A 22,688-nucleotide genomic window follows, 5' to 3' on the forward strand; every position below is an offset into this window, starting at 1 on the left:
ACCTGACGGCCGGCCAACCAGCACAGCGCGCTCTACTTCGCAGCGCGGCGCCTGGTTGCCTTGCCCGTGGCGGCGGTGGTCGAGGCGTCTTTCAGACCAGCTTCGATAAGCTCTCCCGTGCGGCGATAGTGTTCGGCAAGGAGCTTGACCGCGCCCTCGCCGTCCCGCTGCAACGCGGCTTTCATGAGCGCCGAGTGCTCTTCCATCAGATTGCGCGGCCGCGCCCGCAACTCATCCGATAGCACCGGCCGGCGATATCGCTCCGTCCTGGTGTAGAGCTGCGCCGCTATGTCGAGCAACGCCGCCGAGCCGCAGGCCGAGATCAGCGCGTGGTGGAAGCTCTGATGCCGATCCTCCAGGGCCTGGTCGAAGGCGCCGTCGACTTGCGTCGGCTGCGATTCGTGCCTGGCGACGGCCTTGCCGAAAGCATGAAACGAGGCCACCACCCGCGCCTCCCAGTCGTCGGTGCCCAGGCTGACGGCCCGCCGCAGCGCCTCCGATTCGACCAGGATGCGGATGCCTATCACATCCCACATCTCGTCCAGCGACACCCCCGCGACGCGAAATCCGCGCAGCGAAGCCAACTCGGCAAGCCGATCGCTGCTCAGCCGCGTCAGCGCCTCCCGCAAAGGAGAAAAGCTGAGGCCATAGCGGTCGCGTAGCACGGCAAGGCGCAGCGGCGCGCCGGCCGGGAAAACGCCGTTGAGAATATCGTCGCGGATCAGCCGATAGGCGCGGTCGGCAAGCGATCCTTCGGGGACGGCGAACTCTGGCTCGGGCACGGGGCTCTGTCTCGAATAACGATGGACATGGCAGACCTCGGCCAATCTACCGGCTTACGGATTTTGTGCAATGTACAAGATTTTATAAAATCTGTTGACGTGCGCCGACGGACATCTATGTTGCGGGCGAACGAAATCGGGACGGAGGCGCCAGGTCGGCGGACGCTTCGTCGCCATCAAACAGAGGTGAAAACATGCGTTTGGTTACCTATCGCAGCAGCGTGACTGCGGCTGCGCGTCTCGGCGCGCTCGTCAACGACCTGGTCGTCGACCTGCAGGCGCTTGCGGCCTACTACGACCTGGAATTGCCAAACGACATGCTGGAATTCATCGACCTCGGCCCGGCGGCGCTCGATACGGCGCGCAAGATCATCGAGGATTCGACCGATGACTGGCCGGTGGGCACCGTCTTCTACGCCGCCAACGTCAAGCTGCTGGCCCCGATCCCGCGCCCGCGCAAGAACATCTTCGGCATCGGCCTGAACTATGTCGAGCACATCGCCGAATCGGCGCACATGCTCGAAAACGCCGCAAACCTGCCAAACGAGCCAGTCATCTTCTCGAAGCCCCCGACCACGGTGTGTGGCCCCGGCGACGCCATCGAGCACAATGCCAAGCTCACCCAGCAGCTTGACTGGGAAGTGGAACTGGCCGTGGTCATCGGCCAGCGCGCCAAGCGCGTTTCGGAAGAAGACGCGCTGGACCACGTCTTCGGCTACAGCGTCATGATCGACGTGTCCGCCCGCGACTGCCGCCGCGCCGGCCAGTGGATCGTCTCCAAGGGCCAGGACACCTACGCTCCCTTCGGCCCCTGCATCGTCACCGCCGACGAGATCGCCGATCCGCACGCGCTCGATCTCTGGCTCACCGTCAACGGCGTCACCAAGCAGAAGTCGAACACGCATCACATGCTGTTCAAGGTTCCCTACCTGATCTCTGACATCAGCCAGGGCATCGCGCTCGAACCCGGCGACATCATCGCCACCGGCACCCCGGAAGGCGTTGGCGCGGGGCGCACGCCCAAGGAATGGCTGTGGCCGGGCGACGTCGTCGAAGCAGGCGTCGATGGCATCGGGCGCCTGCGTTGCCCGGTCGTCGCCGTCTAAACGTCCAGATGCGCGGAGCCGCCTCGTCGAGAGGCGGCTTCCATCATCGTCCCCAGCTTTTCTCCAAGAGCATGCTCAGCATCGACCGCAGATCGCGATGCGTCGAAAGCAAGAACCTTTGTCGTCTGATGGAGCAGGATTGCAAAGGCCGCAGGCGTGAATTTGCGGGGGCGAGCACAGGCAATGTGTCGTGTAACTCGCCTTCCCTGGCATCCGGCGATTGCGCCGACGCCTAGGACTTGATCGCTGACAGGCGGTTCCTCAGGTCGAGCAGATCGAGCGTACAGGCACCGTTCCTGATGGCTTCGCGCAATGCCGCCTCCTTGGCTTCGCGCTGACGCGCCGCAGCAATCGCGTCGGCGATATCTGCCCGACGCACGACGACGAGACCGTCCTCGTCGCCCAGGATGGCGTCTCCCGGTGCGACGGGGTCTCCGGCAAGGCTGATCGGCCGGCCAATGCTGCCCGGCTTGTTCTTCGTCGTGCCCTTGATGCACAGGCCGCGCGCAAAAACCGGGAAATTCATCTGCCTGATGGTCGTTGCGTCCCGGACGCAGCCGTCGATGACCAAGCCACGGATACCCCTGGCAAGGCACGCTTCCGCAAGCAGGTCGCCGAAGGGACCATCGTCAAGCGTCCCCTGGTGATCCACGACCAGCACATCGCCGGGCCGCGCCACGGCGATCGCAGCATGGATCATCAGGTTGTCGCCGGCCGGACAATGCACGGTCAGGGCGGAGCCGCAGATGCGCATTGCCGGATCAAGCGGTTTCAGGGCGCCGGACACCGCGCCGCGCTGCCCGTTTGCCTCGTGGATCGTCGCCGAAGAGAACGCGGCGAGTTCTTCCAGGAGGGATGGAACGGGCCGCTCGAAGTCAGCATCCATGATCGCGCCCTCGTCGCGTTTATTACGCCGCGGCCGAGCCGATGCGGATCGTCAGCGGTTCCAGTCCGGCAATGGTGCCGACCAGTTCGTCACCGGGTCCGACGGGCCCAACGCCGTGGGGCGTGCCGGTCAGGATGACGTCGCCGGCGTGGAGCTCGAAATAGGTCGAGAGGTTGGCGATGATTTCCGGCACCTTCCAGATCAGCAGGCTGATGTCGGAGTCCTGCCTGGCCTCGCCATTGACGGTGAGCTTGATGTTGCCCGAGGAGACGTGCCCCACCTTCTCCACCGGCGTGATCGGGCCGCAGGGGCAGGACTGGTCGAACGACTTGGCGATTTCCCACGGCCTGCCGCTGCCCTGGATGTCGCGGCGCGTCATGTCGAGCCCGACGCCATAGCCATAGACATGATCGAGCGCTTCGGATTCGGGAATGTTGTAGCCGCCCGATTTCAACACGACCGCCAGTTCCATCTCGTGGTGGAAGTCCTTGGTCATGGTGGCGTAATGGATCGTCGCCCCATCCTGCACGATTGCGTCGGTCGGCTTCTGGAAAAAGATCGGCGGATCGCGATCCTCGTTGCCACCCATCTCGCGCACGTGGGCAACGTAGTTGCGTCCGACGCAATAGATGCGGCGAACCGGAAACCGCTCCGCCTTGCCCACAACCGGCAGCGATACCTGCTGCGGTGCCTCGACTACGTACCCATTGGCCATATTGGCTCCTCCCTGTTGAACGACTTACGTAGAGCACACAAACGCGCGCCTCGCAGCAAAAATGTATGATTTTTTCCTGCTGGCATTTTTATGCATTCAAAATTCGAACAGCGCTAGACCATGGAGTTTCTGAAATTGCACCAGACTCCGCGAATTCTTGGTGCAACATCACGCGAGATTAGGTCAATCCCCGCGAAAATACCCATCAAAGGCTGGAGAAGGTCCGTCGACGCCCCCTTCAACCCGGACCTTTCATACAGACGCAGAAATCTAGGAAATATGTTTTTGACAGGTATTCCGAAAAATGTAGATTGTTGGAAGGCGTTGTTGACGGAACAAATCCGCGCAGCCGCCACGGGAGGAATAGCTTATGAAAATGGGTCCGGAACTACACCGTAGCGCCAGGGTGGCGTTGACTTTGGTTTTCGCCTCGGTCGCTGGCGCAACCGGAAGCGCGTATGCCCAGGAGACCAAGGTCACGATCGTCGTGCCCAATCCCTCGGCCATCAACAATTTCCCGCTCCACGTCGCGATCGGAGAAGGCTACTTCAAGGAACAGGGCCTTGATGTCACCGTGGAGGCGGTGAACGGCTCGGCTTCGGTGCTTCAGTCGATGGCGGCAGGCCAGGCCCAGATCGGCAACCCCGGCCCCGGCCCGCTGCTCGGCGCCCGCGCCCGCGGCGAAGACGTCGTCTTCATCTACAACCAGTTCCCGAAGTCGATCTTCGGCCTCGTCGTCAAAGAGGAATCGGCAATCAAGACGCCAACCGACCTCAAGGGCACGACGGTCGGCGTAGGCACGGCCGATGGCGCTGAAGTCGGCTTCAGCCGCGCCATCCTGTCCAAGGTCGGCCTGGCAGAAGGCAATGACTACAAGTTCCTCGCAGTCGGCGACGGCGGCACGGCGGCTGCGGCATTCCTGAACAACGAAGTCGAATCCTACGCGGCGGCTGTGAGCGACGCGGCGATCATCGGTGCGCGCGGCATCCCGTTGCGCGAGATCACGCCTGAGGAATTCCTCTCCTTCTTCGGCAATGGCTGGGCCGTCACCCGTAGCTATCTCGATACCAATCCGAAGGTCATCGAAGGTTTCGGCAAGGCGCTGGTCAAGGCAACGAAGTTCGGCCTGGATCCGGCCAACAAGGACGCCGTGCTCGCCCATGCCGCGGTCGGCAATCCGCAGGAAGCCGAAGATCCGAAATTTGCGGCGGCACTTCTGACCGCCATCCAGGATCGCGTCACGCCACTCGATGTCTCCACCGGCTACGGCTACCAGCCGCCGGAGCACTGGAAGATGTGGCATGAAAGCCAGGTGGCAACGGGCGCCCTGTCCAAGCCCCTGGACGACCTGAACGCAGCCTACACGAATGATTTCGTGAAAGCCTGGAACGAATGAACGCACCTCAGCGATCCGCATTCGATGGGGCCGGCCTGGCGGGCCGGCCCGTATACGAGCTCAGGGGCGTCGCAAAAAGCTATGCGCGGCGCTCGATCCACGCGCTCGACCGGGTCGACCTGACCTTGACCGAGGGGAGCTTTTCCTCGGTCATCGGCCCCTCCGGCTGCGGCAAGTCCACGTTGCTCAAGATCATGGCGGGCGTGCTGCCGCCGACCGAAGGCAGCGTCTATCTCGAGGGCACACCGGTCACCGGCACGCGCCGGGACATCGGCATGATGTTCCAGCAGGCGACATTGTTCCCGTGGCGCACGACGCTCGAGAACATCGTCCTGCCGATCGAGATCCGCGACGGCAAGAAGGCGGCGCGAGCCATGCACGACGAGGCGCGGGCCTTGCTCGACCTTGTCGGACTGAAGGGGTTCGATGCCGTGCGGCCGAACGAACTGTCCGGCGGCATGGCCCAGCGCGCGGCAATCTGCCGGATGCTGATCACCAAGCCCGCAGTGCTGTTGCTCGACGAGCCATTCAGTGCGCTCGACGAACTGTCCCGCGACTTCATGAACATGGAGTTGCAGCGTATCTGCATGGAACGCAACGCCACCGCGTTCCTGGTCACCCACTCCATTCCCGAAGCGGTGATCCTGTCCGACACCGTCTATGTCATGTCGCCGCGGCCCGGAAGCTTCGTCGAGGCGATCAAGATCGACCTGCCGCGGCCAAGGACGCTCGACATGATGACCGATCCGAAATTCGGCGAGTATGTGCGCCGCATTCGCGCTCGGCTCGACAAGGGAGCATTCCTGTAATGACCGCTATCGACAATACGGATCAGCGCCCGGAAACGATCTGGAGCGAACATGTCTCCTTCATGGACAGAATCCCGCGCACGATCGCCATGGCCGGACTGCTGGTCGGCTTCGTCGCCCTGTGGCAGCTGATCTATGCGATCGGGGTCGTCTCGCCGATCATCCTTCCCGGGCCGTGGGAAACCGGTGCCGACATCGTCTTCGTCGGCAAGAACTTGCTCTCGGGCGGCTATATGCTGACGGCGTTGTGGATCACCATCAAGGAGGTGATCTTCGGTTTCGCCATTGCCATCACGATCGGCTTCCTACTTGGCGTTCTTGTCGGCGAGACGACGTTCGGCGAACGTGCCGTGCTGCCTTACCTGGTTGCCATCGACACGATGCCGAAGGTTGCCTTCGCGCCGCTGTTTCTTGCCTGGCTTGGTTTCGGCATTGCTTCGAAAGTGGCGCTTGCCGCGTTCATCGCAACGTTCCCGATCGTGGTCGGAACGGCAGCCGGGCTTTACGTGGCCGACGAAAACGCGCGCATGCTGTTCAAGACCATGGGTGCCAGCCGCTTCCAGACGCTGTTCAAGATGAAATTGCCGCTGGGCCTGCCGCAGATATTCACCGGACTGAAGATCGCGGCGGTCGGCGTGATGGCAGGCGCCATCACGGGCGAGTTTCTTGGCGGCGGCAAGGGTTTTGGCGAACTCATCCGCGTCGCCTCCTCCCAGCTCAACACGCCGAGGGTGTTTTCGCTGATCATTTTCCTCAGTCTCCTGGGACTGACACTGTTTTGGTCGGTGGTGTGGCTGGAGAAGAAGCTGGTTTTCTGGCACAAATCCAGCGTGAGCGGAGGCATCGGCACGTGAGGCTTGGCGATAGATTGGGCAACCCATGACACTGGTCGATCAGGCTCTCGCCGAGTCGAAGACTGGCGAAGGCAGCCGTGCCGAAAAGGTGACGACGGCGACCTTCGTCTACCAGCACCTGCGCCGGGACATCCTCAAGGGCGAGTTGAAGCCCGGCCAGAAGCTGCAGATTGACCAGGTCGCGGCACGTTATTCGGCCGGCACCAATCCGGTGCGCGAGGCGCTCAACCGGCTGTCGTCCGAGCGCCTCGTCGATCGCCACGAGCAGCGCGGCTTCTCGGTGCCGCAGCTGTCGCTCGAAAGCCTACGCGAACTGGTCAAGACGCGCTGCTGGCTTGAATCGAAGGCGCTGGAGGAGTCCATCGCCAACCGGACGCAGGCGTGGGAAGACAATGTCATCCTCACCTATCACCGCCTGTCACGCACCAAGGTCCGGCTGCCGGAAGACGGCGGCGACAACTCCGAATGGGAAATCAAGCATCGCGCCTTCCACAACGCGCTGATTGCCGCCTGCGGCTCCTCGCTGCTGATCAATTACTGCAACGAGATGATGGATCACGCCGAGCGGTACAGGTACATTTCCATGATCATCGCGACGACGCCGCGTCGCGATTCCAACGAAGAACATCGCCTCATCATGGAGGCGACGATCGACGGCAATGTCGAGCTGGCAAAAGAGCATCTGGTCAGCCAGTACCAGACGACGCTGCGGCTTCTGGAAGAACAGCTCGAAATAGTCGGGGCGGCGTAGCCCGCGACGACCGCAATGGCGAGATCGCTGTCCAGGTACTTTACGAGCCTCGCCTGAGCCCCTACTCCGACTGCAACATTGCCCGGCAGCGGAAGGAAGAATCATGTCCGACGACGTCATCGTGAAAGACAGCAACGGCGCCCAGCTCAACGACGGCGACTCCGTTACCCTGATCAAGGACCTGAAGGTCAAGGGAACCTCCGAGACCATCAAGCGCGGCACTTTGGTCAAGAACATCCGCCTGACCGGGAACTCCGGCGAGGTCGAATGCAACACCAAGCAGGTCAAGGGACTGGTGCTGAAAACCGAGTTCCTCAAGAAGGCCTGACCCGCCCTCGCAACAGGCGCGTCAACGCGGTTTTAAGCTCTCGGGTCCAGACTCGGCGCATGGGTGGATTCGCGCTTCCAAAACTGAGATGGCTGGTGCTTGGCGCGCTTGCGGCGGGCGGCTGGGCCATGACCCAGGACATGCCCAGCAAGGCGCGGATCGACGACCGCCCCGCGAGGGCGGCAAGCCGGCCCAAGAACGACGCCACCCCCCGCAGGGAAACGGCCACAGTACGACCCAAGGCGAGTGTTGGCTCAGCTTCCGAAACCAATGTCGTGCGGCCGAAAGCCGATGTCGCAAGGCGCGAAGCCAAGGCCGCGCCCAAGCCAAGCCAGCAGAAGCTGGCCGCGGCACAGCGCCCGAAGGTCGAACCATCTGCTGGCAAGCCCGCTGCCCTGAAGAAGCCGGCGCAATCCGAATCCACCCTGCGGCCGCCTGCCGACCTCAAGACCGGCTCGATCTCGCGGGCCCCGACGCCCATGCCACGCCCCAAGCCCTCGCCCGAGGCAACGGCCGCGAAAGCTGTGGCGGCCAAACCGAAGGCCGAGGCCGCACCCCAGCTCAACGTGCTCTACACCAGTACGACGGTCTATCTGCGCCAGCGCCCGCATGTCTCGGCGCCCGTCACCTCCAGCCTGAAGCAGGGCGAAAGCGTCCGCGTCTTTGCCCGCGACGGCAAATGGACGCTTGTCTCATCCTCCGGCCGCAAGGGCTGGGTCCACGGCGAAAACCTGCGGCCGGCCGATCCAGGCGCGCCACGGCCCAAGCAACAACTCGCGCAACCGGGATAGACGGTCCTACCCGGCTGACAAGGCAATTTCGCCGCCCAAATGGCGCATATCGCTGCGGTTTGGGCTTTGCGGGTTGAAACCGAACGCATCCGGTGCCAAATCTGCGGAAATGGCTCGCACGCGCTGCGGGCAGCCCCAGACACACCCGGCAGAGGTCAATGGTCAGCTATCTCGACGCCGCCACGGCGCCCCTCAGGAATACAGGCCAGATCCGCCTCTACGGCGCGGACGCCTTCGAAGGCATGCGCAAGGCCTGCGCGCTCACCGCCCGATGCCTGGACGAACTGGTCGACCGCGTGGCGCCCGGCGTCACCACCGAAGCCATCGACCGCTTCGTCTTCGAATTCGGCATGGACCATGGCGCGATGCCCGCCACGCTCAACTACCGCGGCTACACCAAGTCGAGCTGCACCTCGATCAACCACGTCGTCTGCCACGGCATTCCCGACAACAAGCCGCTCAAGGATGGCGACATCGTCAATATCGACGTGACCTACATCCTCGACGGCTGGCACGGCGATTCAAGCCGCATGTACCCGGTGGGCACCGTCAAGCGCGCCGCCGAGCGCTTGCTCGAAGTCACGCATGAATGCCTGATGCGCGGCATTGCCGCCGTACGCCCCGGCGCACGCACCGGTGCCATTGGCGCCGCCATCCAGACCTATGCCGAGGCCGAGCGCTGCTCGGTGGTCCGCGACTTCTGCGGCCATGGCGTGGGCGCCCTCTTCCATGATGCGCCGAACATCCTGCACTACGGCAACGTCAACGAAGGCGTCGAGATGCGGGAAGGCATGATCTTCACCATCGAGCCGATGATCAATCTCGGCCGGCCGCATGTGAAGGTGCTGTCCGACGGCTGGACGGCAGTTACCCGCGACCGTTCCTTGTCGGCGCAATACGAGCACACCATCGGCGTGACAGCCAACGGCTGCGAGATCTTCACGCTGTCGCCCAAGGGGCTCGACCGGCCGGGCCTGCCCGCATAATATCGCATCGCCGGAGACACTCCGGCGGGGGCGACATCGGCGGCATGGCGAGCGACGAGCACGACGAGCGCGGTTTCTTCGGCGAGCGGCCTCTGCCGACGATCAAGCGCGCGGCCGCTCAGGAAAAGCCCCACTATCTCGGACATCGCGACAGGCTGCGCGAGCGGTTTTCAGCCACGGGCGGCGAGGCGCTTGCAGACTACGAACTGCTCGAGCTGCTTCTGTTCAGGCTGATCCCGCGCTCGGATACCAAGCCGGTGGCCAAAGCCCTGCTTACCCGTTTCGGTACCCTTGCCGAAGTTCTCGGCGCCCCCGCCAATCTCTTGCAGGAAGTCAAAGGCATCGGGCCGTCAGTCGCGCTCGACCTCAAGGTGGTGGCGGCTGCGGCCAGGCGCCTGGCACGCGGCGAGATCAGTGGCCGCGAGGTGCTGTCGTCATGGAACCAGGTGCTCGACTATTGCCGGGTGGCGATGGCCTTCGAAGCGCGCGAGCACTTCCGCATCCTGTTCCTCGACAAGAAGAACGTCCTGATCGCCGACGAGGTGCAGCAGACCGGCACCGTCGACCACACACCCGTCTATCCGCGTGAAGTGATCAATCGCGCGTTGGAGCTGTCGGCAACCGCGCTCATTCTCGTCCACAACCATCCTTCCGGCGATCCGACGCCGTCGCGTGCTGACATCGACATGACCAGGACCATCATCGACACGGCCAAGCCACTCGGCATCGCGGTGCATGACCACATCATCATCGGCAAGAACGGTTTTGCCAGCATGAAGGGGTTGCTGCTCATCTGACCCGATGGCCGGTCGCCCAGGCGGCGCCCTGCACCATCAGGAATCAAAAAGGCGGCTGGATCGCTCCAGCGGCCTTTTCGTTTCGTCTAAGAGACGGCGCCTTATTCGGCGTCGGCTTCCTTGGCCTTCTTCTTCGGAGCGGCCTTCTTCTTGGGCTCTTCGCCCTCAGCCTTGTCGGCCTTCTTGGCCGAAGCCTTCTTCGCCGGCTTTTCCGATGCCTCGTCCTCGTCGTCGGCGAGCAGCTCTTCCTTGCTCACCTTCTTGTCGGTGACGGTGATCTGCGACAGCAGGTGATCGACGACCTTCTCCTCGAACAGCGGCGCGCGCAGGTTGACCAGCGCCGACGGGTTGTTGCGGTAGAAGTCGAACACTTCCTGCTGCTGGCTGCCCGGGTAGCGGCGAACCGTGTCGAACAGGCCGCGCTGCAGCTCTTCGTCGTTGACCGTCACGCCAGCCTTTTCGCCGATCTCGGCCAGAACCAGGCCGAGGCGCACGCGACGCTCGGCCAGGCGCTGGTATTCCGCGCGGGCTTCTTCTTCAGTCGTATCTTCGTCGGCGAAGGTACGGCCGGCGATCTCGAGATCGCGGGTCACCTGGCTCCAGATGTTGCCGAATTCGGCTTCGACGAGCTTGGAGGGTGCCTCGAACTGATACGAACCGTCGAGCTGGTCGAGCAGCTGGCGCTTGACCTTCTGGCGCGTCATGGCGCCGAACTGGTTCTCGATCTGGCCGCGAACGATGTCACGCAGCTTCTCGAGCGATTCCAGGCCGAGGTTCTTGGCGGTCTCGTCATTGACCTCGAGCTTGCCGGGAGCCGCGACTTCCTTGACGGTGACGTCGAAGGTCGCTTCCTTGCCGGCCAGATGAGAGGCCTGGTAGTTCTCGGGGAAAGTGACGGTGACGAGCTTCTCGTCGCCGGCCTTGGCGCCGACCAGCTGGTCCTCGAAGCCGGGGATGAATTCCTTGGAACCGAGCACCAGCGGCTGGTCGCCACCCGTGCCGCCATCGAAGGCAACGCCGTCGATCTTGCCGACGTAGTCGATGGTGACGCGGTCGCCTTCGGCCGCCTTGCCGGTCTTCGGCTCATAGGAACGCGCCGATTCGGCTACGCGGTTGACCTGCTCGTCGATTTCGCTTTCCGGCACGTCATAGACCGGGCGCGACACCTTGATGTCCGAGAAATCCTTGATCTCGATCGCCGGGATGACTTCGTAGCTCAGCGAGAACTCGAAATCGGCGCCGCCCTCGAGGATCTTCTCGGCTTCCTTCTCGTCCTCGGTCATCACCACGTCCGGCTGCATCGCAGCCTTTTCGCCGCGGTCGGAAATGATCGTGCGGGTCGAGTCGGTCAGGATCTCATTGACAACCTCGGCCATGAAGGACTTGCCGTAAACCTTGCGCAGGTGCTGCATCGGCACCTTGCCCGGACGGAAGCCGTTGATGCGGACCTTGTCCTTGGCAGCCGAAAGCCGCTTCACGAGACGGGCTTCCATGTCGCCGGCAGGAACCGAGACCTTGATCTCGCGCTTGAGGCCGGAGTTGAGCGTTTCGGTGACCTGCATCATCAAACCTTTGTTTTACGTATGGCGCGGCTTGGACGGCTCCCTGCCGTTCCGCCTGCCGGAATTCGTTTGCCGGGGGTGGCTTCAAGTTCGCAAATCGGCATCCAAGGTCCGCCATATGCGGTCCGTTTGTTCCGCCGTCGTCCGAAGATTACGATAAGCTGTTGTTTTTTTGACTTCTTATCGCATCCTGCAGAGACGGGCCTTTGCGTCCCATCTTATTCGACAGGCCTTTTGTCACAGGCGGGGCCAATTTTCAACTATCTTCGCGGTTTCTCCCGGTCGAGGTGATTTCCGCTCCGAGATTGACAGAATGATGGCAGCATGGGATTGGCGTTCGCATGCGGATGTGGCGGAACTGGTAGACGCCCTGGATTTAGGTTCCAGTGCCGAGAGGCGTGTAGGTTCGACTCCTATCATCCGCACCAAAATCACCCTGCTGGCGGACTAGAAACCTCTTGGTAGAGAGTACCAGCCGAGCAGGACCCGACACCATTCACAATGGCGCCGTGCTGCCTCGCAATGCCGACGCATAGACGTCCAGAACGGCGTCCACCTTGCGCTCCCAATCAAATTCGGCGCGGACACGAAGCTGCGCCGCCTGCCCCATTGACGCCCTGAGATCCGGCGAACTGGCGAGCTTCCGCAATGCCTCCGCCAGACCGTCGATCAACGCATCAGGCGAAAGCGGCGGCACGAGTATGCCGCATTCCGTGTTGAGGTAATCCAGCGGCCCTCCCCAGGCAGTGGCGATCACCGGCTTGGAAAGCGCCATAGCCTCAAGGACGACAGCGCCTCCGCATTCATACAGGCTGGGAAGCACCAGGGCGTCTCGAGCGGCCAGGGCCTCGGCGCATTCCTTCTGGCTCAGCCATCCCGCAAAGCGCACCTTGCCCGCAGCCTCGTCCGAGGAAAGAAGGCCCAGTTCGCGGGCAAGCTTTTCCAGCCGCTCGCGAGCGTCCCCGTCCCCCATGATCAGCAGGCTCATGGGCGCAAGGTCCCTGGCCCGGGCAAACGCACGCAACAGCAGATCGACGCCCTTCCAGTCGACAAGACGCCCGGTGAAAACGAAGCGCGTATGCGAAGGTCCCGACTGCGGGTCTTGTGCGGCGGTTCCGCTCCACAGGGAAAAGTCCACGCCATTCTCGCAGATCTCGATGACCTTGCCACCCAGGCCACCAGGCAAGGCCATGCGACTACGCTGGTTGGCGACCATGACCACGCTCGCCAGGCGCTTGCCGGGGATGAGCCGGTTCATCACATTGGTCATCGCCCGGGCAGCGGCAACGGCATAATCCTCGAGCACGGAACTCCGATCGCGGAACCCCGGCGGAAACTCCATACCGCCATTCAGGGGGCCAACCACAACCGGCGCCCCAAGGCGAAAAAGCATCGACGGTTCACGAGGCGAGACAGGAATCGGCTGGTGGACGATTTGCACACCTTCTTCCACGACGAGACGGCGTGCTTCTTTGACCTGTCGTCGCTGCGTCAAAATCCGCATCAGATAGCCGGTCGAAAAATTCGCCACACGCTGCGGAAGAAATGCCCCAAGGCGCCAGAGAAGACGAATTAACGGCGTGTCGGGTGTGAATATCACCCGCGGGTCATTACCGAAGAGACCTTCGAGTTCTTCCCGCGTCCGTTCATGCACGATAAGCCAAACATCGTAATTTCTGTCACGCAGGATGCGGAAGTACTGCAACGGCAGAATGGCCTCACCGCCAAGACGGGCCGAAGCGTGCTCTGCAACAATGGCAATCTTCATTTCATGCAGACTTCTTTTGCAAAATTGACAGAGACATAATTCGTCTCGTTATTTCACACATTCCTGGCCTCTGGAAGCGAACGTCTCAATAAAGCGGTTCCTCGAACAGCATGGTCTCGCCGTCCATCAAAGCCTTGATCTGGCCGCTGCCGTCCCTGGCCACCGCTACCTTGATGCCAAAGCTGCGTAATTCGGGTTCCGCGCCGGAGTTGCGCTTGCGCATCTCCTCCTCGATCGCCAGCCCCTCGCCTTCCGGCACGTAGAAACGCTCGATGCCATAGTCGACGCCGATGGTCGAGCCCGGGGTCAGGCTCCAGCCATCGGACACGTGCCCGACCATGTCGACTTCGTCTGCGCCGGCGGGCGTTGCAGCAGCAGCGCCCAGCCATGCGGACGTCGCGCGCCAGTAGCCGTCAGCGTCCTTCTTCAGCCGCACGACGACGGGCCCTTCGGCCGTCGCCAGCTCGCCCTGGGGCAGGTTGGCGATATTCTCCACCTCTATGCGCGAAATGTCGTAGCCCAGCCGGACGTAGTCGCCGCGCAACAAATCGCGCGGGTCGACGGGCTCGACCTTGAGCAGCACTTCCTTGCCGTCGCGCAAGATCGCCGCACGTCCGGCGATCATCCAACCGAGAAAACCGATCTGCGCGAGCGCCAGCACGATGGCGGCAATGACGAGCTTGTAACGGGACATCATGCTGCTCCTCGAGCCGGTTCGGGCTTCATCCGTCGTTCGATGCGGATGATCGCATAAGCGAGCCCCGCCAGGATTATTGCCGCTGCGAAGAAGAAGCCGGCCGTGCCGAGCATCGAGCCGACTGTCACGAGATAGACAATCGCCAGTTCGAAGGCGAAGCCGACATAGGCGATCCAGCGCAAGCCGCGACTCTCGCGGCCAAGGAAGACGATGGTCGCGGCAATGACCGCCAGCGCGACGGCGGCGGCAATGACAAAACCCTGCTCGTCGAACCTGTCGAGCTGAACCATGCCCATACCAGAAAGGAAGCCGATCAGCGCATGCAGGGGCAGTCGCCCACCGAGTTGGACAAGGCGTTCCGCAGCGACAGGCGCCAGGGCCGCAACGGCGAGAAGCACCGCCGAGACCAGCGCAAGCACCAGGCCAACCTCCAGCGACTCATAGTGAAAGCCGAGCAGCACCGCATAGAGAATGACCGACAGCGCAATCAGATGCCGGGCAGCGCGGCTCTGCGTCCAGAACGACAGCGCCCAGAACGCCGCCATGAAGACGACGAAGAAATGCGGGAATTCCGAGCGACGGAAGATATCGAAGCCCTTCAGCACCAGCCAGGCGTCGGCGATGCCGACAGCTGCGACGGTCAGCGCGTTGGAGCGCAGCGCGGCAGCGGCAATCGCGGTGCCGATGCACCAGGTGACCACGGCCGCGCTTTCGTCGCCGGCGAAGTGGTACATCTGGCCGATCAGCGTGATCGAGCCACCGAACGCCGCGGCAGCGACCAGCCACAGCGCTTCGGCGATACCACCGTGGCCACGCTGCTTGAGCGAGGCGCCGCCGACATATCCGATAAAGATGACGGCGAACAAGGCGCCAACGCGAGCAATGCGCGGGATCGCTTCCCAGTTGGCGGCGACAAGAATGAGGATGGCGGCAGCAAACAAAAGAGCCGCCATGATCGCCAGGATCGAACCGAAATTGAGCCCGTTGCGCTCGCTGGCCTCGACGTCACGAACAAGCGCATCGCCGGTTGCCCGGTCAAGCAACCCGGTTTCGACCCATCGTCCGATGTCGTTCTTCACCTTGGTGGCATAGCTCGCCATAAGTCGCGTCCCCCCTACCGACTGCCTGTTGTGGCCAAGCCGTTGTGATCATGGCGAATTTCAGATTCGGTCGCAATTATGACCGAAGGCTTAATGCCCATTAATGCTGCAATGCACAAAACGCATTGCTGCCATGCGAGCATAGCGCTTCAATTTTGGGCAAGGCCATCCTATCTACGCCTCGTACACAGAAGAGAAAAGAAGACGAACGGAAAACGAAGATGAACCTGATCCGCAACTACCGCAACTGGCGCCGCTACCGTGACACCGTCTCCGAGCTGAGCCGCCTGTCGAACCGTGAACTGACCGACCTCGGCATCACCCGCAGCGACATCCACTTCGTCGCGCGTAAAGCCATCTAACCGAAACCGGGTCCACTGGACCCACCTGTCCGAACCGAAAAGAGAACTAAAATGAACTTGCTCCGCACTTACCGTAACTGGCGCGCTTATCGCGAGACGGTGAACGAGCTTGGCCGTCTGTCGAACCGCCAGCTTGCCGATCTCGGCATCAATCGTGGCGAGATCCAGTCGATCGCCCGCCGCGCAATCTAATTCAAGCTTTCCGTCAGCGCCGACCTCCTCCCCGGCAATGGCGGATCCGGTCAGCTTCTTCCTCCCGATAAGCTGACCACCTTAACACACCCGCCCGACCTCCTCCCCGGGCGGGTGTCGTTACCCGAGAGCTTCGCCCTCTTCGAACTGGCGACAAGAATTCTGCCTGCGCCGACCTCCTCCCCGGCAAAGGCGAATAGGTCAGCTTCCTCCTCCCAGAAGGCTGACCACCCAAAACGACACCCGCCGGATCTCCTCCCCCGGCGGGTGTTGTTGTTTTGGGCCCGCGAAAGTTCCAATTCGGTCCGATGTGCTGCTGTCTAGTTCAGCGCGCCGCTTTCGAGCACGCCACGCTGCTTCCAGTCGCGTAGCGGGATGATGTCGGGGGCGCCGCCCATCGGGGCATACCAGGAATCAACGACCCATTTCACGCCATCGGGCGCGCGGACCACGGCTGTCCAGTGCGGATAGCGGCCGTCGAGCAGGAAGCCACGCGAGGTTCGCGCCTCGACCTTGTGGTACCTGAACAGGCCACGCCCCTGGAGATAGCGCAGCAGCGCGTCAGTGTTGGTCGATTCGTCGACGCAATCCATCTGACCCTTGATCTTCGAGGCGCCGAACTCCGACTGGGGTGCGTCGCGTACGCCGGTCACCTGCTGCGCCCGCTTCTCGAAATAGCCCACTGCCCTTGCAATCGCCGCGCGCTCGGCTTTCGGCGAGGATCGGCCCGCAGCAAGGATCGAGGCAAATCTCGCAGCATCGCCTGGCCCGATGTCGAGGCGCGAACGGAAAGCGCAACCATAGCCATGGCAGATGTCGATGCGCTTCGTGCCCGGCGCGGCGTGGCTCGACTTGGGGACTGCACCGACGGTCGAGACGGATAGCAGGCCCGCCAGCAGCACGTGAGAGATTGAAAGCCTCGTCATGGCAGCATCTTAAAAGTTGCCGCGCAGCGCCCGCAACCCCCTATCACCCGGCGCAATCGTTGCATTCGCCCGCCCAAGGGATTATTCCCGCGACCATGAGCACAAAACCCATTCACATCGTCGGCGGCGGCCTCGCCGGATCGGAAGCAGCATGGCAGGCGGCCTCGGCCGGCGTGCCGGTGATCCTGCATGAGATGCGTCCCGTGCGCGGCACCGACGCGCACAAGACCGAGGGCCTGGCCGAACTGGTCTGTTCCAACTCGTTCCGGTCGGACGACGCCGAGACCAATGCGGTCGGCCTGCTGCACGCCGAAATGCGGCTTGCCGGTTCGCTGATCATGAGTGCCGGCGACGCCAACCAGGTTCCCGCCGGCGGGGCGCTCGCCGTCGACCGCGACGGCTTTTCCAATGCTGTCACCGCCCGGCTCGAAGCCCATCCGCTGATCACCATCATGCGCGAGGAAGTGACCGGCCTGCCGCCCGCCGACTGGGACCAGGCGATCATCGCCACCGGCCCGCTGACTGCTCCCTCGCTCGCCGAAGCGATCGCCGCCAGCACCGGCGCCGACGCGCTCGCCTTCTTCGACGCCATTGCGCCAATCATCCATTTCGACAGCATCGACATGAATGTCTGCTGGTTCCAGTCGCGCTACGACAAGGTCGGCCCCGGCGGCACCGGCAAGGACTACATCAACTGCCCGATGGACAAGGAGCAGTACGAGGCCTTCGTCCAGGCACTGCTCGACGGCCAGAAAACCGAGTTCAAGGAGTGGGAAGGCACGCCCTATTTCGACGGCTGCCTGCCGATCGAGATCATGGCCGAGCGCGGTCCCGAGACGTTGCGTCATGGCCCGATGAAGCCGATGGGGCTGACCAACGCCCACAACCCGACAGTCAAGGCCTATGCCGTCGTCCAGCTGCGCCAGGACAATGCGCTGGGCACGCTCTACAACATGGTCGGTTTCCAGACCAAGCTGAAGCATGGCGAGCAGGTCGATGTGCTGCGGATGATTCCGGGTCTGGAAAATGCCGAATTCGCCCGCCTCGGCGGCCTGCACCGCAACACCTACCTCAATTCGCCGACGCTGCTCGACCCGACGCTGCAGCTCAAGTCGCGGCCCGGCCTGCGTTTCGCCGGCCAGATCACCGGCTGCGAGGGTTATGTCGAAAGTGCCGCCATCGGCCTGCTCGCCGGACGCTTCGCCGCAGCCGAACGCCTCGGCCAGCAAATGCCGCCGCCGCCTGCCACCACAGCCTTCGGCGCGCTGCTCAACCATATCACCGGCGGCCACATCGTCTCCGACGATGAGCCGGGCAAGCGCTCGTTCCAGCCTATGAACGTCAATTTCGGGCTGTTCCCGGTGATGGAAGCGCCCAAGGTCGAAGGCAAGCGACTGCGCGGCAAGGAAAAGACCATTGCCAAGAAGAAGGCGATGACGGCGCGCGCGCTGGTCGATTGCCGCGCCTGGCTTGGCATTGCCGAAGCGGCACAGGCGGCGGAATAAGCGGGGCAAGACGATGGCTCCCCCCGAGACCAAGCGCCTGATCCTGAGGGAGATGGTGCCTGGCGATCAGGCGGCCATCCTGGCGGTCTTTGCCGACGACTATGCGCGCCGGTTCTATCCGGAGATGACGACCGAAAGCGCCGCCATCGAATGGATCGGCAGAAACCGGGATCGCTACCGGCAGGACGGTTTCGGGCTGTGGGCGATCGTCGACAAGGCCAGCGGCGCGCTGATCGGCGATTGCGGGCCGACCTGGCAGGACGCCGGTGGCGTTCGCATCCTCGAGATCGGCTATCATGTCGCCCCCGCCTGGCGCGGCCGCGGCATCGCGCTCGAGGCAGCCCGCGCCGCAATGGCATACGGCTTCGCAACCAGGGACGAAATGGAGATCGGCTCGATCGTCGCCACGGACAATACGGCCTCGGCAAGCGTCGCCCGACGCCTGCATCGCGACGTCCGGTCCTACGTGAACTCACGTGGCCTCGACCGCTTCTTGTTCTTCACCAGACGCGACGACCACGACGCGACCGCCTGAGGTCACTACCAGCCGCGCGAAGCCGTCTTCAACATCAGCAGATGCTTGCGCAGCACTGAAATGCCGTCCTTGCCGCGCTCCAGCCGGTCGAGATAGGCGCCCGTCAGGGACAGCGGCAGGAATGCCGGCCGCAAGCTTACCGGCAAGGTCTTGGCGCCGCGTTCGAAGGCGCGGAGATGTTCACGCGCGAGCGCAGCCATCGCCTGGACGGCATGCCTCGATGAAGGCGTCTTGCCGCCGGCGACAAATTCGTCCGGCGTCGTGCCGGCCGCAGCCAGGATGTCGCGTGGCACATAACATTGGCCGCGGGTGCTGTGGGCCGGCAGCAGCCGCAACAGCCCGGTGATCGCCTGCGCGCAGCCGGCGTGGCCGGCAAGCTCGGCATGTTTCGGCGCCTCGTCGGCATCGAGAACCAGTGCCGCAAGCTGGATCATCGCCGCGGCGGTCTCGCCGCAATAGCCCTCCAGATCGGTGCGCGAAGGCATCGGGTCGTCGTAGAGGTCGAAGATGCGTGCTTCGAGGTAGTTGTCGAAGGCGGCGACCGGCAGCCGATGGGTCGCAATCGCCGACATCAGGGCCGAGGCCACGGGATGGCCCGCCCCCAGCTCGCTTTGGCCCGACGCGATGACGTCGCGCCACCATTGCAGCCTGATCTCGCCCGGCATGGGCTCGCTGACGCGGTCGCGGATGGCTGCGATCTCGGCATTGAAGGCGTAAAGCGCGAGAAGCGCCGGGCGCTTTTGCTCGGGCGCATAGAGTACGGAGAGATAACGGTCGTGGTCGGCAACGCGCACCGCGTCCAACAGAGACCCTGTCGCGTCGTTCGCCTTGCTCACGTCAGTCGACGGCGATGAAGGCGGCAGCCACGGCGCGGTCTTCGGCAAGCAGCACGTTGTAGGTGCGCACGGCAGCGCCCGTCGACATCGGGTCGGCGGAGATCTTCGCTTGCTTGAGGGCCGCCCTGAGGCCCTCGGGCAAACGGCGCAACTCCTTGCCCATGCCGACGAGCAGGATTTCCACGTCGGCGGCTTCTGCAAACAGCTTTTCGAAATCCGCCGGCGTCAGCGCCAGCGGATCAGTGGGCTGCCATCCGTAGATGCCGGACGGCAGGCACAGGATCGATCCGCGGTGCGACATGTCCGCGAAGCGGAAGCCGCCGTCGCCATAGGCGTCGACGGGTGCTCGCCCGGGAAAATGCGCCTCGCGGATGATCAGTCCAGCCATGGCCTGCTACGACTTGGTCGGCTGGGCGCCGGCCGGCACCGCCGGCTTGTCCTTGTCGTCGGCCTCGACGCTTTCGGGCCGCAGCCTGAACAGGATGAGCAGCGGACCAGCGACGAAGATCGACGAGTAGGTACCGACCACGATGCCGAAGATCATCGCCAGCGTGAACGACCGGATGACCTCGCCACCGAACAGGTAGAGCGAAATCAGCGCCAGAAGCGTGGTCACGCCGGTGAGCACCGTACGCGACAGCGTCTGGTTCATCGACAGGTCGAGCAATTGCTCGATCGGCATCTTCTTGTATTTTCGCAGATTTTCACGCACGCGGTCGTAGACCACGACTGTGTCGTTGATCGAATAACCGACAATAGTCAGGATCGCCGCGATACTGGTCAGGTTGAACTCGATGCCAGTCAGCACGTACAGACCGATCATCATGGTCACGTCGTGGATGGTGGCCAGGATCGCGCCCATGCCGAACTGCCACTCGAAGCGGAACCAGATGTAGATCAGCATCGCCAGCATCGCCGTCACCACGCCGATCGTACCCGACCAGGCAAGTTCGCTCGACACGGTCGGTCCGACCGATTCCACGCGGCGGAATTCGTAGTCGTTGGCAAGTTCGCCACGCACCTTTTCGACCACGCTCTGTTCGGCGTTGTCGCCGGCCTTCTGGCCCTCGACGCGGATCAACAGGGTGCTTTCGGAGCCGAATTCCTGGACCTGGACGTCACCGATGTTGAGTTCGCCCAGCCTTGCGCGGACCTCAGACGAATTGGCCGTGCCGCTCTTTGACTGCACCTCGATACTGGTGCCGCCGCGGAAGTCGATGCCGTAGTTCATCTCCATGGTGAAGAACAGGGTCATCGCTGCCAGCGATGCCAGCGCCGAAAGCGTGAAGGCATAGCGGCGCAGGGACATGAACGAATATTTGGTATTGTCCGGAACGAAGCGCACGAGGCCCTTCGGCAGTTCCTTGGGCTTTACCCGGCGCAGCCAGATCGAAACCAGCCAGCGGGTCAGGGTGAAGGCGGTGAACACCGTCGTCACGATACCAATGGCCAGGGTGACGGCGAAGCCACGCACCGGACCCGAGCCGAGATAGAACAGGATGAGCGCGGCGATGAAGGTGGTGAAGTTGGCATCGACGATGGTCGCCAGCGCTCGCGCAAAGCCTGAATCGAGCGATTGGACCAGAGATCGACCCAATTGTCGTTCTTCACGCACGCGTTCGTAGATGATGACGTTGGAGTCCACCGCCATGCCGACGGTCAGGACGATACCGGCGATGCCGGGCATCGTCAGCGTCGCCCCCAGAATGGACAGGATGGCGATGATCAGCGCCACGTTGGCGGCGAGCGCGATGTTGGCGATGATGCCGAGCGTGCCGTAGGCCACCAGCATGAAGCCGACGACGAGGGTGCCGGCGATGACCGAGGCAAACTTGCCGGCCGAGATCGAGTCGGCGCCGAGGCTCGGGCCAACCGTGCGTTCTTCCACAATCGTCAGGTCGGCAGGCAGCGCGCCAGCGCGCAGCAGCACGGCAAGGTCGTTGGCACTCTCAGCCGTGAAGCTGCCAGAGATCTGGCCCGAACCGCCGAGGATCGGCTCGTTGATACGCGGAGCCGAGATCACCTGGTTGTCGAGGATGATGGCGAACAGACGGCCGACATTCTGCTGGGTCGCCTGACCGAAGCGCGAGGCGCCCTTGCCGTCGAAGCGGAACGAGACGACGGCCTCGCTGGTACGCTGATCGAACGTCGCCTGCGCATCGACGAGGTTTTCACCCGACACGATGACCCGGTTCTCGATCAGATAGGGAATGGGCGGATCATCCTGCGAATACATCACCGTCGAGCCTGCCGGCGGACGGCCCTGCAGGGCCTCCTGCGGCGACATCGACTGGTCGACCATCTGGAAGGTCAGCTTGGCGGTCTTGCCGAGGATTTCCTTGAGGCGGGTCGGATCCTGCAGGCCCGGCACCTGGACGAGGATGCGGTCTGCGCCGGCACGCTGGATGATCGGCTCGGTCGTGCCGAGTTCGTTGACGCGGCGGCCGACGACCTCGATCGACTGCGTGACGGCGTTGGCCACGCGATATTCGATGCCGGCATCGGTCAGCGTATAGCGCAACAGGCCGGGTTCTGGCTCTTCGAGCGCAAGCTCGGTCACCGAGCCGGCGCCGAACATGCTTGCCGACACCGGCGCCACCAGCGTGGCCAGTGCGGTCTTGGCCGCCTCGACCTCGCTCGCGTCGGTGATACGCACCTGGATGGTCCTGCCGGTGCCGGTCAGGCCGGTATAGCCGATCTTGGCATCGCGCAGCATCGTGCGGATATCGTCGCGGGTCGTCTGCAGCCGCTCATCGATCAGGTCCTGCCTATCGATGGCGAGCAGCATGTGCGAACCGCCCTGAAGGTCGAGTCCGAGCGTCAACGCGCGCTTGGGAAACCATCCCGGAAGGGAATCGAGCTGAGATTGAGTCAGCATGTTCGGGAGGGTGAAGAGTACCCCGAGGAGCACGACTGCCCAGATCGAGATCGTCTTCCAGCGCGAAAAATAGAGCATATGGCCTCGTCCGTCAGGCGTGAAAGCGGTGCGTTCCGCCTCGAATAC

The 22,688-nt window shown here is 63.1% G+C and carries 24 protein-coding genes and 1 tRNA gene; 14 read left to right on the plus strand and 11 right to left on the minus strand.

Going from position 1 to position 22,688, the window contains the following annotated elements; translation table 11 throughout:
- Positions 1 to 32 precede the first annotated feature (32 nt).
- Complete coding sequence (locus O1Y97_RS17165; protein WP_318761790.1) at positions 33 to 782, minus strand: GntR family transcriptional regulator; 750 nt, start codon at positions 780 to 782, stop codon at positions 33 to 35.
- 194 nt (positions 783 to 976) lie between these two features.
- On the opposite strand from O1Y97_RS17165, the gene O1Y97_RS17170 reads away from it, so the two are divergent.
- Positions 977 to 1,888 carry a fumarylacetoacetate hydrolase family protein gene (locus tag O1Y97_RS17170; RefSeq protein ID WP_318761791.1) on the plus strand — a complete coding sequence of 304 codons (912 nt, stop codon included), beginning with the start codon at positions 977 to 979 and terminating at the stop codon, positions 1,886 to 1,888.
- A 232-nt stretch (positions 1,889 to 2,120) separates the two neighbouring features.
- On the opposite strand, the gene O1Y97_RS17175 is transcribed toward O1Y97_RS17170, so the two are convergent.
- Entirely contained in the window at positions 2,121 to 2,774 is a 654-nt protein-coding gene (locus tag O1Y97_RS17175; protein WP_318761792.1) for a 4-carboxy-4-hydroxy-2-oxoadipate aldolase/oxaloacetate decarboxylase, read from the minus strand.
- A 22-nt stretch (positions 2,775 to 2,796) separates the two neighbouring features.
- Positions 2,797 to 3,489 (minus strand): fumarylacetoacetate hydrolase family protein, encoded by a 693-nt coding sequence (locus O1Y97_RS17180; RefSeq protein WP_318761793.1) that lies wholly within the window; start codon positions 3,487 to 3,489, stop codon positions 2,797 to 2,799.
- A gap of 370 nt (positions 3,490 to 3,859) precedes the next feature.
- Here O1Y97_RS17180 and O1Y97_RS17185 point away from each other — a divergent pair, with 370 nt between their 5' ends.
- The 8 genes from O1Y97_RS17185 to radC all read left to right on the plus strand — a co-directional run bounded on the left by O1Y97_RS17185 (position 3,860) and on the right by radC (position 10,201).
- Complete coding sequence (locus tag O1Y97_RS17185) at positions 3,860 to 4,885, plus strand: ABC transporter substrate-binding protein (RefSeq protein WP_199914489.1); 1,026 nt, start codon at positions 3,860 to 3,862, stop codon at positions 4,883 to 4,885.
- Positions 4,882 to 5,694, plus strand: a complete 813-nt coding sequence (locus O1Y97_RS17190) for an ABC transporter ATP-binding protein (protein WP_108608281.1) — start codon at positions 4,882 to 4,884, stop codon at positions 5,692 to 5,694. The genes O1Y97_RS17185 and O1Y97_RS17190 overlap by 4 nt, the downstream gene beginning before the upstream one ends.
- Positions 5,694 to 6,548, plus strand: a complete 855-nt coding sequence (locus tag O1Y97_RS17195) for an ABC transporter permease (protein ID WP_318761794.1) — start codon at positions 5,694 to 5,696, stop codon at positions 6,546 to 6,548. The genes O1Y97_RS17190 and O1Y97_RS17195 overlap by 1 nt, the downstream gene beginning before the upstream one ends.
- A gap of 25 nt (positions 6,549 to 6,573) precedes the next feature.
- Positions 6,574 to 7,299, plus strand: coding sequence for a GntR family transcriptional regulator (locus O1Y97_RS17200; protein WP_318761795.1), 726 nt, complete (start codon positions 6,574 to 6,576; stop codon positions 7,297 to 7,299).
- 103 nt (positions 7,300 to 7,402) lie between these two features.
- Positions 7,403 to 7,627 (plus strand): alkylphosphonate utilization protein, encoded by a 225-nt coding sequence (locus O1Y97_RS17205; protein WP_108608284.1) that lies wholly within the window; start codon positions 7,403 to 7,405, stop codon positions 7,625 to 7,627.
- Positions 7,628 to 7,686: 59 nt separating this feature from the next.
- Positions 7,687 to 8,418: an SH3 domain-containing protein gene (locus O1Y97_RS17210; protein ID WP_318761796.1), complete on the plus strand. Its 732-nt coding sequence runs from the start codon at positions 7,687 to 7,689 to the stop codon at positions 8,416 to 8,418.
- Positions 8,419 to 8,576: 158 nt separating this feature from the next.
- Complete coding sequence (map, locus tag O1Y97_RS17215; protein WP_108608286.1) at positions 8,577 to 9,404, plus strand: type I methionyl aminopeptidase; 828 nt, start codon at positions 8,577 to 8,579, stop codon at positions 9,402 to 9,404.
- Between the two features lie 44 nt (positions 9,405 to 9,448).
- The gene (radC, locus tag O1Y97_RS17220; protein WP_318761797.1) at positions 9,449 to 10,201 is read left to right on the plus strand and encodes a RadC family protein; all 753 of its coding nucleotides are present in this window, start codon (positions 9,449 to 9,451) and stop codon (positions 10,199 to 10,201) included.
- A gap of 101 nt (positions 10,202 to 10,302) precedes the next feature.
- Here the strand turns inward: radC and tig are convergent, their stop codons facing one another.
- Entirely contained in the window at positions 10,303 to 11,763 is a 1,461-nt protein-coding gene (gene tig, locus O1Y97_RS17225; protein ID WP_318764233.1) for a trigger factor, read from the minus strand.
- A gap of 343 nt (positions 11,764 to 12,106) precedes the next feature.
- Between tig and O1Y97_RS17230 the strand changes: the two genes are divergently transcribed.
- Positions 12,107 to 12,191: transfer RNA gene (locus O1Y97_RS17230), tRNA-Leu, on the plus strand.
- A gap of 68 nt (positions 12,192 to 12,259) precedes the next feature.
- Here the strand turns inward: O1Y97_RS17230 and O1Y97_RS17235 are convergent.
- The 3 genes from O1Y97_RS17235 to O1Y97_RS17245 form a co-directional block, all read right to left on the minus strand.
- The gene (locus O1Y97_RS17235; protein ID WP_108608298.1) at positions 12,260 to 13,531 is read right to left on the minus strand and encodes a glycosyltransferase family 4 protein; all 1,272 of its coding nucleotides are present in this window, start codon (positions 13,529 to 13,531) and stop codon (positions 12,260 to 12,262) included.
- Positions 13,532 to 13,616: 85 nt separating this feature from the next.
- The gene (locus O1Y97_RS17240) at positions 13,617 to 14,228 is read right to left on the minus strand and encodes a GDYXXLXY domain-containing protein (protein ID WP_318761798.1); all 612 of its coding nucleotides are present in this window, start codon (positions 14,226 to 14,228) and stop codon (positions 13,617 to 13,619) included.
- Positions 14,225 to 15,328: a DUF2157 domain-containing protein gene (locus O1Y97_RS17245; RefSeq protein WP_318761799.1), complete on the minus strand. Its 1,104-nt coding sequence runs from the start codon at positions 15,326 to 15,328 to the stop codon at positions 14,225 to 14,227. Before O1Y97_RS17245 ends, O1Y97_RS17240 begins: the two co-directional genes overlap by 4 nt.
- Positions 15,329 to 15,549: 221 nt before the next feature.
- Here O1Y97_RS17245 and O1Y97_RS17250 point away from each other — a divergent pair, with 221 nt between their 5' ends.
- Both O1Y97_RS17250 and O1Y97_RS17255 read left to right on the plus strand, forming a co-directional pair.
- On the plus strand, positions 15,550 to 15,690 hold the full coding sequence (locus O1Y97_RS17250) for a DUF1127 domain-containing protein (protein WP_082496386.1): 141 nt from the start codon (positions 15,550 to 15,552) through the stop codon (positions 15,688 to 15,690).
- A 51-nt stretch (positions 15,691 to 15,741) separates the two neighbouring features.
- A complete protein-coding gene (locus O1Y97_RS17255; protein ID WP_018427695.1) occupies positions 15,742 to 15,882 on the plus strand; it encodes a DUF1127 domain-containing protein in 141 nt (46 codons plus the stop codon).
- A gap of 320 nt (positions 15,883 to 16,202) precedes the next feature.
- Here the strand turns inward: O1Y97_RS17255 and O1Y97_RS17260 are convergent, their stop codons facing one another.
- Positions 16,203 to 16,808, minus strand: a complete 606-nt coding sequence (locus O1Y97_RS17260; protein WP_318761800.1) for a hypothetical protein — start codon at positions 16,806 to 16,808, stop codon at positions 16,203 to 16,205.
- A 95-nt stretch (positions 16,809 to 16,903) separates the two neighbouring features.
- Between O1Y97_RS17260 and trmFO the strand changes: the two genes are divergently transcribed.
- A complete protein-coding gene (trmFO, locus tag O1Y97_RS17265) occupies positions 16,904 to 18,313 on the plus strand; it encodes a methylenetetrahydrofolate--tRNA-(uracil(54)-C(5))-methyltransferase (FADH(2)-oxidizing) TrmFO (protein WP_183261567.1) in 1,410 nt (469 codons plus the stop codon).
- Between the two features lie 13 nt (positions 18,314 to 18,326).
- Complete coding sequence (locus O1Y97_RS17270; protein WP_108608303.1) at positions 18,327 to 18,848, plus strand: GNAT family N-acetyltransferase; 522 nt, start codon at positions 18,327 to 18,329, stop codon at positions 18,846 to 18,848.
- Positions 18,849 to 18,853: 5 nt separating this feature from the next.
- On the opposite strand, the gene O1Y97_RS17275 is transcribed toward O1Y97_RS17270, so the two are convergent.
- Genes O1Y97_RS17275 through secDF form a run of 3 tightly spaced genes read right to left on the minus strand, consistent with a single transcriptional unit; the run spans position 18,854 to position 22,640 of the window.
- Positions 18,854 to 19,684 (minus strand): phytoene/squalene synthase family protein, encoded by an 831-nt coding sequence (locus O1Y97_RS17275; RefSeq protein WP_318761801.1) that lies wholly within the window; start codon positions 19,682 to 19,684, stop codon positions 18,854 to 18,856.
- Between the two features lies 1 nt (position 19,685).
- Positions 19,686 to 20,072 (minus strand): Mth938-like domain-containing protein, encoded by a 387-nt coding sequence (locus tag O1Y97_RS17280; protein ID WP_108608304.1) that lies wholly within the window; start codon positions 20,070 to 20,072, stop codon positions 19,686 to 19,688.
- Between the two features lie 6 nt (positions 20,073 to 20,078).
- Positions 20,079 to 22,640 carry a protein translocase subunit SecDF gene (gene secDF, locus O1Y97_RS17285; RefSeq protein WP_108608305.1) on the minus strand — a complete coding sequence of 854 codons (2,562 nt, stop codon included), beginning with the start codon at positions 22,638 to 22,640 and terminating at the stop codon, positions 20,079 to 20,081.
- Positions 22,641 to 22,688 lie beyond the last annotated feature (48 nt).

The sequence above is a fragment of the Aminobacter niigataensis genome (assembly GCF_946995915.1).
Taxonomy (GTDB): domain Bacteria; phylum Pseudomonadota; class Alphaproteobacteria; order Rhizobiales; family Rhizobiaceae; genus Aminobacter; species Aminobacter niigataensis.